This window comes from Allobosea sp. NPDC055332 (assembly GCF_053645455.1).
This window is the reverse complement of the sequence record NZ_JBSHMO010000005.1, coordinates 205724-220915: the sequence shown is the minus strand read 5'-3', so window position 1 is coordinate 220915 and position 15192 is coordinate 205724. Positions and strand designations below refer to the sequence as shown.

General features: G+C 66.0%; 16 protein-coding genes. 2 read left to right on the top strand and 14 right to left on the bottom strand.

Going from position 1 to position 15192, the window contains the following annotated elements; translation table 11 throughout:
• Positions 1-4: 4 nt before the first annotated feature.
• Positions 5-907, top strand: a complete 903-nt coding sequence (locus tag ACWIGM_RS26540; protein WP_454028977.1) for an alpha/beta fold hydrolase — start codon at positions 5-7, stop codon at positions 905-907.
• Between the two features lie 126 nt (positions 908-1033).
• On the opposite strand, the gene ACWIGM_RS26535 is transcribed toward ACWIGM_RS26540, so the two are convergent.
• The 10 genes from ACWIGM_RS26535 to ACWIGM_RS26490 all read right to left on the bottom strand — a co-directional run bounded on the left by ACWIGM_RS26535 (position 1034) and on the right by ACWIGM_RS26490 (position 10010).
• A complete protein-coding gene (locus ACWIGM_RS26535; protein ID WP_454028976.1) occupies positions 1034-2011 on the bottom strand; it encodes a type II secretion system F family protein in 978 nt (325 codons plus the stop codon).
• Positions 2012-2020: 9 nt separating this feature from the next.
• On the bottom strand, positions 2021-3001 hold the full coding sequence (locus ACWIGM_RS26530) for a type II secretion system F family protein (protein WP_454028975.1): 981 nt from the start codon (positions 2999-3001) through the stop codon (positions 2021-2023).
• Between the two features lie 20 nt (positions 3002-3021).
• The gene (locus tag ACWIGM_RS26525; protein ID WP_454028974.1) at positions 3022-4464 is read right to left on the bottom strand and encodes a CpaF family protein; all 1443 of its coding nucleotides are present in this window, start codon (positions 4462-4464) and stop codon (positions 3022-3024) included.
• Positions 4465-4466: 2 nt separating this feature from the next.
• Entirely contained in the window at positions 4467-5723 is a 1257-nt protein-coding gene (locus ACWIGM_RS26520; protein ID WP_454028973.1) for an AAA family ATPase, read from the bottom strand.
• A complete protein-coding gene (locus tag ACWIGM_RS26515) occupies positions 5723-6463 on the bottom strand; it encodes a CpaD family pilus assembly protein (RefSeq protein ID WP_454028972.1) in 741 nt (246 codons plus the stop codon). The genes ACWIGM_RS26520 and ACWIGM_RS26515 overlap by 1 nt, the downstream gene beginning before the upstream one ends.
• 28 nt (positions 6464-6491) lie before the next feature.
• A complete protein-coding gene (locus ACWIGM_RS26510) occupies positions 6492-7946 on the bottom strand; it encodes a type II and III secretion system protein family protein (RefSeq protein WP_454028971.1) in 1455 nt (484 codons plus the stop codon).
• A gap of 35 nt (positions 7947-7981) precedes the next feature.
• Positions 7982-8758 carry a Flp pilus assembly protein CpaB gene (cpaB, locus tag ACWIGM_RS26505; RefSeq protein WP_454028970.1) on the bottom strand — a complete coding sequence of 259 codons (777 nt, stop codon included), beginning with the start codon at positions 8756-8758 and terminating at the stop codon, positions 7982-7984.
• A 126-nt stretch (positions 8759-8884) separates the two neighbouring features.
• Positions 8885-9397, bottom strand: a complete 513-nt coding sequence (locus tag ACWIGM_RS26500) for an A24 family peptidase (RefSeq protein ID WP_454028969.1) — start codon at positions 9395-9397, stop codon at positions 8885-8887.
• Positions 9398-9558: 161 nt separating this feature from the next.
• The gene (locus ACWIGM_RS26495) at positions 9559-9723 is read right to left on the bottom strand and encodes a Flp family type IVb pilin (RefSeq protein WP_454028968.1); all 165 of its coding nucleotides are present in this window, start codon (positions 9721-9723) and stop codon (positions 9559-9561) included.
• A gap of 122 nt (positions 9724-9845) precedes the next feature.
• The gene (locus ACWIGM_RS26490; RefSeq protein WP_454028967.1) at positions 9846-10010 is read right to left on the bottom strand and encodes a Flp family type IVb pilin; all 165 of its coding nucleotides are present in this window, start codon (positions 10008-10010) and stop codon (positions 9846-9848) included.
• A gap of 413 nt (positions 10011-10423) precedes the next feature.
• Here ACWIGM_RS26490 and ACWIGM_RS26485 point away from each other — a divergent pair, with 413 nt between their 5' ends.
• Positions 10424-10981, top strand: a complete 558-nt coding sequence (locus ACWIGM_RS26485) for a pilus assembly protein N-terminal domain-containing protein (RefSeq protein ID WP_454028966.1) — start codon at positions 10424-10426, stop codon at positions 10979-10981.
• A gap of 26 nt (positions 10982-11007) precedes the next feature.
• On the opposite strand, the gene ACWIGM_RS26480 is transcribed toward ACWIGM_RS26485, so the two are convergent.
• The 4 genes from ACWIGM_RS26480 to ACWIGM_RS26465 form a co-directional block, all read right to left on the bottom strand.
• Positions 11008-12507 (bottom strand): phosphomannomutase/phosphoglucomutase, encoded by a 1500-nt coding sequence (locus ACWIGM_RS26480; protein WP_454028965.1) that lies wholly within the window; start codon positions 12505-12507, stop codon positions 11008-11010.
• A 175-nt stretch (positions 12508-12682) separates the two neighbouring features.
• Entirely contained in the window at positions 12683-13201 is a 519-nt protein-coding gene (locus ACWIGM_RS26475; protein ID WP_454028964.1) for a retropepsin-like aspartic protease family protein, read from the bottom strand.
• Between the two features lie 152 nt (positions 13202-13353).
• Positions 13354-14262 (bottom strand): ribokinase, encoded by a 909-nt coding sequence (locus tag ACWIGM_RS26470; protein WP_454028963.1) that lies wholly within the window; start codon positions 14260-14262, stop codon positions 13354-13356.
• The gene (locus ACWIGM_RS26465) at positions 14259-15155 is read right to left on the bottom strand and encodes a 2-dehydro-3-deoxygalactonokinase (protein ID WP_454028962.1); all 897 of its coding nucleotides are present in this window, start codon (positions 15153-15155) and stop codon (positions 14259-14261) included. Before ACWIGM_RS26465 ends, ACWIGM_RS26470 begins: the two co-directional genes overlap by 4 nt.
• Between the last annotated feature and the right edge of the window lie 37 nt (positions 15156-15192).

The following is a 15192-nucleotide window of genomic DNA, read 5'->3' as shown; positions in this document are numbered from 1 at the left end:
TCCGATGTCCCAACTCCCCCACAGCGCGATCGCGCTCGGCGGCCTGCCCTTCCGGCATCGTATGGTCGCGGCGGCCGATACGCGCTTCCACATCGTCGAGGGCGGCCAGGGCGACCCGGTGATCCTCATCGCCGGCTATCCGCAGAGCTGGTACGCTTGGAGGCGCGTCATGCCCCTCCTGGCGGCGAAGCACACCGTCGTCGCCATCGACCTGCCCGGTCAGGGCGATTCCGACAAGCCGCTCGGCGGCTACGACACCCGCACGACCGGCGAGCGCATCCATGCCCTGATCGAGACATTGGGCTATGACCGCTATTTCCTGGCCGGACACGACATCGGCGCCTGGGTCTCCTATCCCTATACGGCCCGTTATCCTGAGGAAGTCAGGCGCGTCGTCCTGCTCGACGCCAATATTCCCGGCGTGACGCTGCAGCCGGCCATGAACCTCAGCCTGGAGCGTAGCTGGAAGAGCTGGCACTTCCTGTTCAATACGATTCCGGACCTGCCGGAAGCCTTGCTTCAGGGTCGCGAGCGCCTGCTGATCGAATGGTTCTTCCAGCGCAAGACCGCCAACCCGATCGGCACCTTCAGCAGGGAAGACATCGACGAATACGAGCGCGTCTACAGCAAGCTCGGCAATCTCGGCGGCATGCTCGGCTACTACCGGGCCGTGTTCGAGGACATGGAGCAGAACAGGGACCTGGCGCATACCAAACTGAAGACACCGATCCTCGCCCTCGGCGGCGACTTCGGCAGCGCACCCGATATCTTTGAGGCGATGAAGCCGTTGGGTGATCACGTCGAGGGCGGCGTGGTGCGGGACTGCGGCCACTACATGCCGGAGGAGCAGCCTGAGATCATCGCTGAAAAGATGCTGACGTTCTTCAGTCGGGACAGCCAGCGCTGATCGGGCGCAGAAATTCGCGCGCCGACGCACCTGCTCATCGCGACGGCTTCTACAAGTAGGCGCCGCTGTCGAACTCGCCGGCGTGATTGTGCGTCATAGGAGCTCCGACACCATTGCTGGCGCGCCTCACATGGTGGCGAAGACCCTGATGATCGCCGGCGTGAGGATCACCACGAACAACACCGGCAGGAAGAACAGGATCATCGGCACGGTCAGCTTCGGCGGCAGCGCCGCAGCCTTCTTCTCGGCCTCGTTCATGCGCTGGTCGCGGCTTTCCTGGGCAAGCGTGCGCAAGGCGGTGCCGAGCGGGGTACCGTAGCGCTCCGCCTGGATCAGCGCCGTACAGACCGACTTCACCGTTTCCAGTCCGGTGCGGGCCGCGAGATTCTCGTAAGCCTGGCGGCGCTCGGAAAGGTAGGAGAGCTCCGCGGTGCAGAGCGCGAACTCCTCGGCCAGCGGCACCGACTGGCTGCCGATCTCCGTCGAGACCTTACGGAAGGCCAGTTCGATCGACATGCCCGATTCAACGCAGATCAGCATCAGGTCGAGCGCGTCCGGGAAGGCGCGCCGCATCGAGAGCTGGCGCTTGCCCGTCACGTTGGAGAGATAGATTTCCGGCGCCTTGATCCCGAGATAGGCCGCGCCGAGGGCGATGCCGACCTGCATGACGAAGGGCTGGCCGAAATCATTGATCAGAGTGAGATAGAACAGCGCGAACAGGAACATGCCGATCGGCGTGACCAGCCGGAAGAACAGGAAGCCGACCTCGGCCTGCTGGCCGCGGAAACCGGCCGTCGCCAGCTGTTTCTTGGCGTTCTCGGTGCCGAGCCAATCGCCGAGCTTGAACTGCTCGACGATGTTGCGCATGAACGCCTTCGGCTCCTGACGCAGCGAGATCTTTTCCTTCTGCCGTGACATGCGCTCGCGCTCGCGCGCGCGGATCGCGTCGCGCTCGGTCGCGACGCTCTTCATGCGCTTGTTCAGGACGTTTCCTTCCAGCAGCGGCGCGGCCACCGTCATGATCGTAACGGCCACGGCAAGACCGCCAACCAGAGCAAGGAGAACCCTTATATCGGCGAGACTTTCGAACAGGAGCACAAGCATGGAAGCTCCTCAGATATCGAAATTGATCATCTTGCGCATGATCAGCACGCCGATGGTCATCCAGATGCCGCTACCAACCAGCGCCGCCCGGCCGGCATTCGTCGTCCAGAGCGCATCCATGTAGCCGGGGCTCGTGAGATAGACGAGAAGGGCGACCGCAATCGGAAGCGAACCGATGATCGCGGCGGACGCCTTCGCCTCCATCGAAACCGCCTTGACCTTGTCGCGCATCTTGCGACGCTCGCGGATCACGCGAGACAGATTGGCGAGGGTCTCAGCCAGATTGCCGCCGGTCTTCTGCTGGATCGCCAGGACGATGCCGAAGAAGTTGGCCTCGGCGCACGGCATGCGCTCGAACAGCTTGCCGGCAGAGTCCGTCAGCGACATGCCGAGGGTCTGCGCCTCGACGATCATCCGGAACTCGGTCTTCACCGGCTCCTGGGCCTCGCTGGCAATGATGCGCAGGCAGTCGTTCAGCGGCAGGCCCGATTTGACGCCGCGAACGATGACGTCGAGCGCATTCGGAAACTCGTTCGAGAAACGTAGCAGCCGCCTCTTGCCGAGATAAGCCAGGTACCAGCGCGGCAGCCCGAAGAGACCGACGAGAAAACCGACCAGCACCACGCCCTGGTTGCCCGATACGATGAGCAGCACGATGGCCAGGACCACTCCCAGCACCACACCGAGCAGCCAGTACTGCTTGCGCGACCAGGACAGCCCGGCCTGCTCGATCCGCGCCTCGATGGTGACCTTGTGACGCGCCTTCTCGCGATTCTCAATGTCCTTGAGGCTCTGGGCGACCTGGCCGCGCCGGGCCTGGCTCTGCGCTTCACGGTCGGTGACGGTGCGCATCGAGGCCGGGCCCGCGAAGTCCCGGCGCCGCCTCTCGGCCCGGGCCTGGCCACTGAGCGCCGGATAGAACAAGGCATAGGCGACGCCGCCCGCCGAGATGGCGGCGAGGATAGCGGCTGCGATCTGGCCGAGGTCCATGATCTGTCCCGTATCTGCGCCTATGCGTCGTCGCGGCTCTCGGCCTCGAGCTGGTCGAGCGCCGCAGCGAGCCGCTGGTCGTCGCCGAAATAACGCGCGCGCTCCCAGAAGCGCGGCCGGCCGATCCCCGTCGAACGATGGCGGCCGATCAGCCTGCCATTGGGATCTTCGCCGAGCACGTCGTAGAGCATCAGATCCTGCGTGATGATCACGTCGCCCTCCATGCCCATCACCTCGGTGATGTGCGTGATCCGGCGCGAACCGTCACGCATGCGCTGCGCCTGGATGATCACGTCGATCGACGAGCAGATCATCTCGCGCAAGGTCTTCGAGGGCAGGCTGAAGCCGCCCATGGTGATCATCGATTCGATACGGCTGAGGCATTCGCGCGGCGTATTGGCGTGCAGCGTACCCATCGAACCGTCATGGCCGGTGTTCATTGCCTGGAGCAGGTCGAAAGCCTCTGGTCCGCGCACCTCGCCGACGATGATGCGCTCGGGACGCATGCGCAGGCAGTTCTTGACCAGATCGCGCATCGTCACCGCGCCCGACCCTTCGAGATTGGGCGGTCGGGTTTCGAGGCGCACCACATGCGGCTGCTGCAGCTGCAGCTCGGCCGCGTCCTCGCAGGTGATCACGCGCTCGTCATGCTCGATGTAGTTGGTCAGGCAGTTGAGCAGCGTGGTCTTGCCGGAGCCGGTGCCGCCGGAGATCACGATATTGCAGCGGACCCTGCCGATGATCTTCAGAATCTCGGCGCCAGGCGGCGAGATCGCGCCGAAGCGCACGATCTGATCGAGCGTCAGCTTGTCCTTCTTGAACTTGCGGATGGTGAGGGCCGGCCCGTCGATGGCGAGCGGGGGCGCAATGACGTTGACGCGCGAGCCGTCGGCAAGGCGTGCGTCGCAGATCGGCGAGGCTTCGTCGACGCGGCGCCCGACCTGGCTGACGATGCGCTGGCAGATGTTCATCAGCTGCGCATTGTCGCGGAAGCGGATGCTGGTGAGCTGGATCTTGCCACCGGTCTCGATGAAGGTCCGGCCAGCGCCGTTGACCATGATGTCGGCGATGTCGTCGCGCGCCAGCAGCGGTTCCAGCGGCCCGTAGCCGAGGACGTCGTTACAGATGTCGTCGAGCAGCTCCTCCTGCTCCGAGATCGAGAGCACGACGTTCTTCAGCGAGATGATCTCGTTGATGATGTCGCGGATCTCCTCGCGGGCGGATTCGCCGTCAAGCTTGGCCAGTTGGGAGAGATCGATCGCTTCGATGAGAGCACCGAAGATCATACTCTTCATCTGGTAGTATTCGTCGGATTTCGGCGCCTCGGTCGGAGCCGCCGGCGGCGGCGGACGGCGCGCCTCCACGGCCGCGGGACGAAGCTCCGTCGGGCGCTGCGCCGGAGGCGGCGCTGCGCTCGGCGCGCTCGCCGGGGCCGGGGCGGTCGCCTGTCGCTTGCCGAACATGATCAGGCCTTCCGACGCATCAGCTTGGCGACCAGCGGCTCGAACAGGCTGCGCTTGCCGCGCTTTTGCTCGCCGCGCCCGGTCAGGGCCGTCGCGATCTGGGCGAAAGCCTCGGCCGCTTTGCCGCCGGACTGGATTTCAGCGATCATCTGGCCGTTGTTTGCTGCGGTCCCGAAGAGCTGAGCATCGAAGGGGATGGAGCTCAGGACCTCGATGCCGAGGGCCTTGGCGAACTCGGCGGCCTCGATCTCCGGCCGCTTGGGCAGGCCGACCTGGTTCAGGATCAGACGTGGGATCGAATCGTTCGGGCGCGCCGCCCGCAACAGATCGACCAGGTTCTTGGCGTTGCGCAACGAGGCGAGCTCGGGCGCGGCGACGATCGCCACCTCGTCGGCCCCGATCAGCGCACGCTTCGCCCAGCCAGTCCACAGATGTGGCACGTCGAGTACGATGCAGGGCACGCTACCGCGCAGAAGGTCGAGCAGAAGGTCGAACGCGTCCTCGCCGAGATCGACGGTCCGGTCCAGCATCGCCGGAGCCGCGAGCAGAGCGAGGTTCTCGCTGCAGCGCGACAGGAGCCGATCGAGCATGTTGGCGTCGAGCCGCTCCGGGGCGAACACGGCGTCGGCGATGCCCTGCGGCGGATCCTGGTTGAAATCCAGCCCGGCCGTGCCGAAAGCAATGTCGAGATCGGCGATCACCGTCGAGGCGCCGAGATTGCGCGCGATCGCCCAGGCGACATTGTGCGCAACGGTGGAAGCGCCGACACCGCCCTTTGCACCGACGATCGCCATCGTGCGCCCGAGCGCGCCGGACCCTACCCCGGCGTAGAGCTCGGACAGGGTGCGCAACAGGTCTAGGACACCGAACGGAGCGACCAGATAATCACTGACGCCGCGCCGGATCAGCTCGCGATAGAGCTGGATGTCGTTGACGTGGCCGATAACCACGACCTTGGTACCGGGGTCGCAACTCTCGGCGAGCGCATCGAGATTGGCGATCAGCGACGGCGGCTCGCTGACCGTCTCCAAGACGATCACGTTCGGCGTAGGCGCTCCCCGGAAGACCTCGACCGCCGCGGCAGGCCCCCCCATCTGGATGCGGGCCTGAACCTTGTCCATGCGCCGGTCGGCCGCGACCGCCTGCATGGCGCCAGCCACGTCCTGCGTTTCGCAGAAGGCCTGCAAGGTGATGCGCGGCAGCGGGGCGATGATCTCCTCGCTGCCGACCTCCGCGTCGAATCCGGGTGCGCCCGCCATTACTTGCCTCCGACCGCCGAACTGATCGAGGACTGCTCCTGGCGATATTGTGTCGACGGATCCTTGCCCTCGCGCAGCTTCTTGATCGCCTCCATGCGCTTCTGGGTGTCAAGCCGGCCTTCACTGCGCGCGCGCACCAGGTCGAGTGGGTCGGCGATCTGCGCGGCGAGATTGGCCTGGGTGGCGCAACCGAGATTCCAGTAGGGCTCGTTCGTCGCGTCCGTCTTGTAGCTGGAGACACCAAGATCGGTCGGCCATTGGCCGCAGGAATGCGGCAGCCCGGCCTGGAGCGAGGCATAGGTGAGGCGGATCGGCGAAGCGAGGCCGGGATCGGCGACGCGATAGGTCGAGACCGAGAGCGCCCCCGACGAAACGCCGGCGCGGGCGAGCGAACGACGGATGCCCTCGAGGGTGTCGTGGGCAGCAAGGTCTCGTCCGGTTCCGGTCGGCACCTCCGCGACGAGTCCGCCTTTGCCGCTTCGGCGATAATCCTCGCCGAAGCGGGCGACATCGTCGGCCTGGCGCGGATCGAGACCCCCGCCAACCCGGTTGACGAAGACGTCGAGCGAGCGCGGCGCATCACGCAGCACGATCGGATGGCGCTCGCGGGTATCGGTGGGGATGCCGGAGGTCGAGATGTCGCCCTTGGCGCAGGCGCCCAGCAGAAGGGTGCTGGACAATCCGAGCAGCAACGCCGCGCGGCGCGCGTGGGGCAGGTGCGGCTTCCTGGTCACGATCACGATCGTCATCCTTTTCGCAGCCCTGTCTTCAATCGGCGATGAAGCCGACCCGGCCCTTATAGGCCTGCGGAATCGGTCCACCGCTCGTCGAGCCGTACATCTTGTTCAAGCGCCCCATCAGGATGGTCTGGGCATCGTGCGCCTCGACAAAGCCGTCGTCCGGGCGCTGCAGCCCATTCGGGCCGACCGGCTTCACGATATAGGGGGTGACCGAGATCATCAGCTCGGTCTCCTCGCGCTGGTAGTCGCGCGAGCGGAACAGCGTGCCGATGATCGGAATGTTCATCAGCGCCGGCAAGCCGTTGATTGCCTGGCGTGAGACGCGCTGGATCAGACCAGCAGTGGCCAGCGTGCCGCCCGACGGCAATTCGACAGTGGTGTCCGACTTGCGGACGCGGAAGCCGGGCGCGTTGACGGCCGTGGCCTCGGTCGGGTTGAGGCGCAGCTGGTTCTCGAAATCGAGCTCGGTGACCTCGGTCGCGATCCGCATGGAGATCTTACCCTCGGACATCACGATCGGCGTGAAGTTCAGGGAGACGCCTACCGGCTTGTACTCGATGTTGAGAACGCAGCGGTTCGAGGTGTCGCAGGAATAGCCTTTCGGAATCGGAATCTCGCCGCCGGCCGTGAACTTGGCGCTTTCTCCGGAGATCGCGGTCACTGTCGGCTCGGCCAGCACGCGAGACAGCCCGGCCCGCTCGAGCGCGCGCATGGTCACATTGGTCGAGTTGCCGATGCCCGCGCCGATCGCCGTGGCGGCCAGCTGCTGCGGCTGCAGCGAGAACGGCGTGTCGATCGTCGGCGTGATGCTGAACTTGCCGAGCTTCCACTCGCCGGTCGAGTTGATGCCAAGCTGCTTGATCGCTTTGCGAGCGACCTCGGAGACCGTGACCTTGACCATGACCTGGTCACGGCCGCGGATGGTCAGCGAGTTGATGACCGCGCCCTTGGTCGTCGTCTGGACGAGGCCCTGCGTGCTCGACGAGCCCACAAAGGCATTGGCGATGTCGACGGCCTGCGTCGCCTCGGACGCGTTGGCGACCGTCCCGACCAGCAGGATCGAATCACCGGCCGGTTTGACCTGGATGTCGACGCCCGGCATCGCCGCGCGCAGCGTCTGACGCAGCACATTGAGGTCGCGGCCGACCTCGATCTCCAGCGCCGTGATCTGCCTGCCTTCGGCGTCCATCACGAACATCGACGTCGCGCCATCGGCCATGCCGATGACGAACAGCTTGCGGGCCGACCGCACCACCGCATTCGCCACCTTTGGATTGGCGACGAAGACCTCCTTGGCATCGCGCGGCAGCTCGACGATCAGCGAGCGGCCGATCGACAGATCGAGGCGGCGGGAGACCGCGTGCTCGCTGGCACCGACGTTCAAGACCGGCGCTGCACCTTTGCTTTGCGCCAGTGCCGGAGCTGCGGCGAGCGTCGCGACAAAGGGCAGGACCGCCAGGGACAGTGCCAGGGCACGGCTCATGCGGGGCGACGGCAAACAGGATTTCGGCATCGGGGTCATGGCTTCACTGCCTTGGAGACGACGCCGAAGCGCACGAGGGTGAGGCCACCCTCCGCACTTGGCGGGCTCTTGTCGCCGGCATCCTGGAGGCTGCGTAGCGCCAGCGAGAGGCTGCCGGTCTTCTGGGCCAGCGTCACGGCTTCGGCCTGCCTCGGGTCGAGCTCGAGCGTCGCGGTCTCGCCGACGACGACCTTCTCGCCGTTCTTCTCCTGGATGCTCTGGCCGATCGCCAGCACCCGGACATTGGCGATCAGGGTTTCGCTGACCGGCGGCGAGCCGTCCTTGGAGTTGCTGTCATCCCGAGTCGTGCGGATCACATCGACACGGTCGTTTGGCAGGATGAAGCCGCCGGCAGTGTTCGCACCGCGGTTGTCGGTGGTGATGGCAATGGCACGCTTGCCGGGCGGCAGGACCGCGGAGAGGAAACCCGACTCGGCCTTGAGCAATTTTTCGGGGCGGATCGGCTCGGATCCGAACAATGGCGCGCGGGCGATCTGCCCGACGAACTCGCCCTCGCCGGCCGGCAGGTCCTGGCGCCGGATGACGCCGGTGGGCAGGCTCGCCAGCGGCCAGGCCAGCCACTTCAGATCGCCAGCCGCCAGCTTGTTGCCGAGCGGGATATCGGTCGCCGCCACAAGCACCTCGACCGTCGGCGCCGGCTCATAGGTCGTCACCGACGGCGCCGTGACTTTCGGCGGCCGGCCGATCAGCAAGGCGGCACCGAGACCGGCGACGACCGCTACGGCGAGAATAATGATGCGGGCGGGACTCATGGCGCACGATCCTTGGCCGGCATGCGCCGACCCTCAGCCGGATCGTGGCCCGGGATTCGTCAACTTATGGTTAATCGGAGGTATCTTTTTGTGCGGATCGACCGTTCCGACGCAGGATCGGAGCGCTCAGACACCGACCGCGGCACGCCAGATCGCGGTGTCCGGCAAGATCACGAGAGCGCCCGCGGCGAGCGCGATGCCGTAGGGAATCCCCTTTTCCACACCATGCAGGCGCTGCGCCCACGGCCATGCCTTGGCGAGGGCCGGTAATGGCGCCGACCGCAGCTTCATGATCACGACCGTCAGGACACCGCCCGCAAGCGAGGCGACGAACAGATACGGCAGCAGCTGATCGAAACCGAGCCAGAGGGCGGTCGCCGCCGCCAGTTTCGCATCGCCGCCACCGATCCAGCCGGCGGCGAACAGCCCAAAGCAGAGAACGAGCACCGCCAGCCCGGCTACAACATGCCAGCCCGACGCCGCCCAGCCAAAACCCGCCGCGGCGGCACACAGCCCGAATGTCGCGACCAGCACCAGGCAGAGCCAGTTCGGGATCGTCATGGTGACGAGATCGCTGGCGGCAGCATAGGCCATGGCAGCGGGGAAGACGACAAGGACGGCGATCATCGGCAGCGACATGGCGTTCATCCGGAACGGCGGGCCGGCGAATCATCGGACAAAGCTCTCACCAGAGCCTTACCGCCCGCGACAACAAGTTACGTACGCGACAAGAAAAGAGCGCCCCGGAGTGATCCGGAGCGCTCGCGGCAGCATGTTGGCTGTGCTGCGATCCGCAGATCTTACTGCAGGCCGGCGAGGACCGACGCGAACTTGGCATCGAGCGCCGGGCCGATGGCGCGCCAGGTGCCGATGCAGACCACGGCGATCAGGGCGGCGATCAGACCATACTCGATAGCGGTCGCGCCGGACTCGTCCTTGGCGAAACGCGCAAGCAGATTCTTCATGGCAGCCTCCTCTACTCCACGTTTGACTGCTGCCTCAGCTCTAGATGGCTGCGATCAGCGACGGGCTCGACACTACCGAGCCCGTCTTATCGATCCGTGGAGTGCCCCAACCCAAAGCGATCTTACTGCAGGCCGGCGAGGACCGACGCGAACTTGGCGTTCAGCGCCGGGCCGATGGCGCGCCAGGTGCCGATGCAGACCACGGCGATCAGGGCGGCGATCAGGCCATACTCGATAGCGGTCGCGCCGGACTCGTCCTTGGCGAAGCGCGCAAACAGGTTCTTCATGGTAGTCTCCTTTGCACCACGTTTGACTGCTGCCTTCGCTCTAGATGGCTTCGGTCAGCGACAGGAGGGACACTACAGAGCCCGCCTTGCCGATCGGTTAAAGAGACCGAATAATTCGCCGAATTTTATAGGTCTTCCTTCGATGGTTAACATGCTTTTAGCGAGAAACCTCAGTTAACGACTGGTATAAGACTTCGTAACTTGTAAATCTACTCCACCATCGAAAGCCGCAACGTCAAATATTACGCTGCGTCATTCCGAGCGTGAGATGTGGCCACACCCACTTTTCACGCCACGCGACAGGGCTTCCATGACCAGCGGGCAAGCCCTATCGCACGCGAACATCGTCACATTAGGAATTGGTTCATCATTTTCGGCTTTGCTCGCCCTGTTCGAAACCTTGAGGCGCGGCCATGTCCATTGCGATGCCGGGATGGCGGCTCTCCCAATGCTTCCCGGCGCTCATCGCCGCCGCATTGGCGGGAGCGGGCGGGCTCGGCATGACGACTGGCTCTGCGCAAGCGCAAGCAAGGCTCATCCCCGCGCCGCCCCCGGAACACAGCGATATCGGCGGCGAAGCGAAGGGTGAGGCCGTGACGGTGACGGTCGACCACGCCAAGGTGCTGCGCCTGCCCGAGAAAGCGCAAACGGTGATCGTCGGCAATCCGGCCATCGCCGACGTGACGGTCCAGCGCAACGGCGTGATGATCGTGACCGGCAAGAGCTACGGCGTCACCAACCTGATCGCGCTCGACGCGACCGGTGCCCTGCTGGCGGAATCCTCGGTGCGCGTCGGCGCGGCGAGCGATTCGATCCTGACCGTCCAGCGCGGTCTGGAGCGCGAGAGCTATTCCTGCACGCCGGCCTGCCAACCGAGTGCCCAGCTCGGCGATTCCAAGACCTTCTTCGACAGCACCACCGGCCAGAGCGGCGCCCGTAACGCCGCTGCGACGGGCGCGGAGAGGCGGTAGCTCTCTCCGCGCCGCAGAGCAGTCCGTCAGATCGTCTGGTTGTAGGCGCCGACTTCCGGGTTCTCGCGCAGCACGCCGTCGATCGCCTTGAACATCTCGCGCATGCGCGCTTCCGAGACCGGGCTCTCGCAGACCACGACCAGCTCCGGCTTGTTCGAGGACGCCCGGATCAGGCCCCAGGTGCCGTCCTCGTTGACGACCCGAACGCCATTGACGGTGATGACGTCACGGATGGCCTGCCCGGCGATCTTGTCGCCCGCCGCCTGCATCGCCTGGATTCGCTGAGTGATCTTGTCGCTGACGCCGTACTTGATCTCATCGGCGCATTTGGCCGCCATGGTCGGCGTGCCCCAGGTCTTCGGCACCGCGGCATAGAGCTCGGCCATCGACTTGCCGGGGTTGCGGTCGAGCATGTCGATCACGGCGATGGCGGTGACGACGCCGTCGTCATAGCCGCGGCCGACCGGCGCGTTGAAGAAGAAATGGCCCGACTTCTCGAAGCCGGCGAGGGCATTGAGGTCGCGGACGCGGCGCTTGATGTAGGAGTGGCCAGTCTTCCAGTAGTCGGTCTTGACGCCGAGCTTCTGCAGTTCCGGATCGGTCGAGAACAGGCCGGTCGACTTGACGTCGACGACGAACTGCGCGCCCGGATTGAGCTTGCCGAGGTCACGCGCCAGCATCACGCCGATCTTGTCGGCGAAGATCTCCTCGCCATGATTGTCGACGACGCCGCAGCGGTCGCCATCCCCGTCGAAGCCGAGCGCGACGTCGGCGCCGTGCTGCTTCACGGCATCGGCCATGGCGTGCAGCATCTTCATGTCTTCGGGATTGGGGTTGTAGCGCGGGAAGGTGTGGTCGAGCTCGGCATCCATCGGGATGACCTCGCAGCCGAGCGCCTCCAGGATCTGCGGCGCAAAGGCGCCGGCCGTGCCGTTGCCGCAGGCAGCGATGACCTTGAGCTTGCGCGTGATCTTCGGGCGGTTGGTCAGGTCGGCGATGTAGCGTGCCGGGAAATCGGGCACGAACTGATAGGAGCCGCCACCGGGGAGGTCGAAATCGCCGGCGAGGACGATATCGCGCAGCTGCCCCATCTCGTCGGGGCCGAAGGTGACCGGACGCTGCGCGCCCATCTTGATGCCGGTCCAGCCATTGTCGTTATGCGAGGCGGTGACCATGGCGACGCAGGGCACGTCCAGCTCGAACTGGGCGAAATAGGCCATTGGTGACATGGCGAGGCCGATGTCGTGGACCTTGCAGCCGGCCGCCATCAGGCCGGTAACCAGCGCCATCTTGATCGAGGAGGAATAGCTGCGGAAATCATGGGCGGTGACGATCTCGGGCTTGACGCCCATGCGCCTGATCAGCGTGCCCAGCCCCATGCCGACGGCCTGGACGCCCATCAGGTTGAGCTCTTTCCCGAAGAACCAGCGCGCATCGTATTCGCGGAAGCCGGTCGGCTTCACCATCGGCAGCGATTCGTAGTCGAAGGTGTTCGGGAAGAGCTCGGGCAGGGGCTTCGGAAACATCGGGCCATCCATCTTCGAGGAGCGCCGGCCATGAGGCCGGCGCGGAAACCATGCAGCTGACGCGTGCGGTACGGACAGGCCACAGGCTACATGAATGCAGCCTGAGCATGACAGAGCAAGGACGCAAGGCGGGCATAGCTCATCGGTATGAGCTTGGAAATAAACGGCCCTCTCGTCAGCCGCGCAGGACCATGCGGCCACCCTGAACTTCATAGCCGCGCAGGCGGCGCAGAAAGGAGGTGCCGAGCAGGCTGACCGACAGGGCGCCAGCGGGCAGCACGATCGCTTCGACATCGCGCACCGAGATATCGCCGAGCCGCACTTCGCGCAGCATCGTCCTGGCGCCGCGAACCACGCCGTTGGCGGTGCCGAGTCCGACCGAATAGGCGGCGCGATCCGGCCTGATCCCGAGCGCGCGGGCATCGGCATCAGTCAGAGCGACCAGGCTCGCGCCGGTATCGACCATCATCTTCACCCGATAATTGTCGATCGACGGGTGGACGAGGTAGTGGCCGCGATAATCGGCATGCACGGTCAGGACACGGTCAGCATTGGCAGGCGCCCGCTCGTTCATGCCGGCACTGGCGAGGGCCGGCGCCTTGGTCGTCATCCGATCGAGGGTGCCGGCAGAGCCGAGCGCGAACAGCGCGGCAAGTCCGCCAAAGCCCAAGAACAAGACCGCTGGCCGTGCCATGATCGGCTTCCCTTTCGCACGCTGCCGGCAAGGCTGCAGGCGAAGTTGCTGACCAAGCGTAAATCGGCAGGCAGAAACGGCTGACACGAGCGAGGTTCCAGCCTCTGGAGCGATCCCAGGCTTAACCGTCGGTCAACCGGACCGATCGTGTTCTACAGGAAGCTCTTGCCGGCCAGCGCCTCGATCGCCTCGCGCCGCGGCACGCTCGGCTGGGCGCCCGCGACGGTGCAGGCGAGGGAACCGGCGGCGAGCCCGCGCTGAAGCGCGCCGGAGAAGCCGAAACCGGCCTGCAGCGCCGCGGCGAAAGCCCCGACGAAACTGTCACCGGCCGCGACGGTATCGACCGCCTCGACCGCCGGCGCCTCGAGCCGGCGCCGGACACCGCCATGCCAGCCGACCGCTCCCGCCGCACCCAGCGTGACGATGCAGGCGATGCCGCGCTCGCCATCGATGCGCTGCGCGATCGCATCGGGCCCGGTCTCGGCCCAGCCGAGGGAACCGGCGAGAATCAGCGCCTCGTGCTCGTTGACGATCAAAATGTCGGTCAGCGCCAGCAACTCCGACATCGGCTCCCCCGCCGGCGCGAGATTGAGGATCACGCGGCCGCCGCCGGCACGCACCACTTGCGCGGCGCGCAAGCATTCGTTCTCTGGCACCTCGCGCTGGAGCAGCAGCAGGTCGCCTTCGCCAGGATTCAGAATTTCCACTGCATCGGCCCTGGCCAGCGCATTGGCGCCGGCCGCGACGACGATCTGGTTGCGGCCGGCAGCATCCACGGCGATGAAGGCGGCGCCGGTCGGCGCCTCGACGCGGGCGATATGGGAAAGATCGACACCATCCTCGGCCAGCAGGCCGAGCGCGATCTCGGCGAAGCCGTCGCGGCCGACCGCTCCGACCATTGTCACCTCAGCGCCGGCACGACGGGCCGCCAGCGCCTGGTTGGCGCCCTTGCCGCCGGGATGCAGCGCATATCTCGGGCCGAGTACGGTTTCTCCCGTGCCGGGAAGGCGTTCGACCTGCGTCACCAGATCGACATTGAGCGAGCCGAAGACGGTGATCATGCCTGATTGCCCCGGGCGAGCCGCGTCACGCCGGCGACGAAGGCGTCCTCGGGCGTGGTCAGGCCATGGTCGAGCCCGGCGGCGGCGAGCGCCCGGCCATAGCTGCCAGCCAGCACGCCATCCGCTACGAGATGCAGATTGTCGAGACCGCCGAACAGGGCACGGGCGCCTTCAATCTCCTGCGCCACCAGGAGCGCGGAGAGATAGGGCCCCACCGCACCGCCCTGCATGCGCCCGCCCAGAATCTCGCTGCGGGCGTGGAAGGCCACGTTGAGCAGGCCGCCCGGCCGCTGCGCCGCGGCAAGCCCGCGCCGCATGCCCTCGGCCGCATCGCCATCCTTCGGCTCGCTCGCCAGGCGCGACAGGATCGAATGCTCGCGCAAGAGGCCGTAGATCTCGCCGGTCATGAAGCTGGCGAAGCGGGTAATGCGGCCGCCCTCCACCTGTGCCCATTTCGAATGGGTGCCGGGCAGGCAGGCGATGCCGTCGGTGAGCCCGAGGCCGACGATCAGCGTCTCCTCGCCACGCATGACGTCGAAGGCGCCCTCGTCGCAGGAGAGGCCGGGCAGGATGGTGGCGCGCGTGCTGTCGTCGAGCGTCACGGCAAGGCCGGCGGCCGCGATCTCTTCCGGCGCCGCAGGGCAGGCGACATAGGGCGCCTCGACCCAGCCATTGCGGCTGCCGACCATGCCGGCCAGCAGCACGGCGGCATCAGGATGCGCCTGGCGGAACTCGCCGGCGATCTCGGCGAAGGCGGCTGGGAAGCCACCTGACGGCACCGACTGGATGCCGCGATCGGCGCTGCGCTTGGCCAGCACCGTGCCGTCCTCGCCGATGAGGAAGGCGCGGGCGCGCGTCGTGCCCCAGTCGAGCGCGATCAGGGGTGTGGGCATGGCAGGCTCCGGCAGAATACCTGCCCCGACGTTCGTT

Excerpts from the sequence above, each read along its gene's own strand:
- ACWIGM_RS26540 (WP_454028977.1), top strand. The coding sequence starts at position 5 with ATGTCCCAACTCCCCCACAGCGCGATCGCGCTCGGCGGCCTGCCCTTC.
- ACWIGM_RS26535 (WP_454028976.1), bottom strand. The coding sequence starts at position 2,011 with ATGCTTGTGCTCCTGTTCGAAAGTCTCGCCGATATAAGGGTTCTCCTT.
- ACWIGM_RS26530 (WP_454028975.1), bottom strand. The coding sequence starts at position 3,001 with ATGGACCTCGGCCAGATCGCAGCCGCTATCCTCGCCGCCATCTCGGCG.
- ACWIGM_RS26525 (WP_454028974.1), bottom strand. The coding sequence starts at position 4,464 with ATGTTCGGCAAGCGACAGGCGACCGCCCCGGCCCCGGCGAGCGCGCCG.
- ACWIGM_RS26520 (WP_454028973.1), bottom strand. The coding sequence starts at position 5,723 with ATGGCGGGCGCACCCGGATTCGACGCGGAGGTCGGCAGCGAGGAGATC.
- ACWIGM_RS26510 (WP_454028971.1), bottom strand. The coding sequence starts at position 7,946 with ATGAGCCGTGCCCTGGCACTGTCCCTGGCGGTCCTGCCCTTTGTCGCG.
- cpaB (WP_454028970.1), bottom strand. The coding sequence starts at position 8,758 with ATGAGTCCCGCCCGCATCATTATTCTCGCCGTAGCGGTCGTCGCCGGT.
- ACWIGM_RS26500 (WP_454028969.1), bottom strand. The coding sequence starts at position 9,397 with ATGTCGCTGCCGATGATCGCCGTCCTTGTCGTCTTCCCCGCTGCCATG.
- ACWIGM_RS26495 (WP_454028968.1), bottom strand. The coding sequence starts at position 9,723 with ATGAAGAATCTGCTTGCGCGTTTCGCCAAGGACGAGTCCGGCGCGACC.
- ACWIGM_RS26490 (WP_454028967.1), bottom strand. The coding sequence starts at position 10,010 with ATGAAGAACCTGTTTGCGCGCTTCGCCAAGGACGAGTCCGGCGCGACC.
- ACWIGM_RS26485 (WP_454028966.1), top strand. The coding sequence starts at position 10,424 with ATGTCCATTGCGATGCCGGGATGGCGGCTCTCCCAATGCTTCCCGGCG.
- ACWIGM_RS26480 (WP_454028965.1), bottom strand. The coding sequence starts at position 12,507 with ATGTTTCCGAAGCCCCTGCCCGAGCTCTTCCCGAACACCTTCGACTAC.
- ACWIGM_RS26475 (WP_454028964.1), bottom strand. The coding sequence starts at position 13,201 with ATGGCACGGCCAGCGGTCTTGTTCTTGGGCTTTGGCGGACTTGCCGCG.
- ACWIGM_RS26470 (WP_454028963.1), bottom strand. The coding sequence starts at position 14,262 with ATGATCACCGTCTTCGGCTCGCTCAATGTCGATCTGGTGACGCAGGTC.
- ACWIGM_RS26465 (WP_454028962.1), bottom strand. The coding sequence starts at position 15,155 with ATGCCCACACCCCTGATCGCGCTCGACTGGGGCACGACGCGCGCCCGC.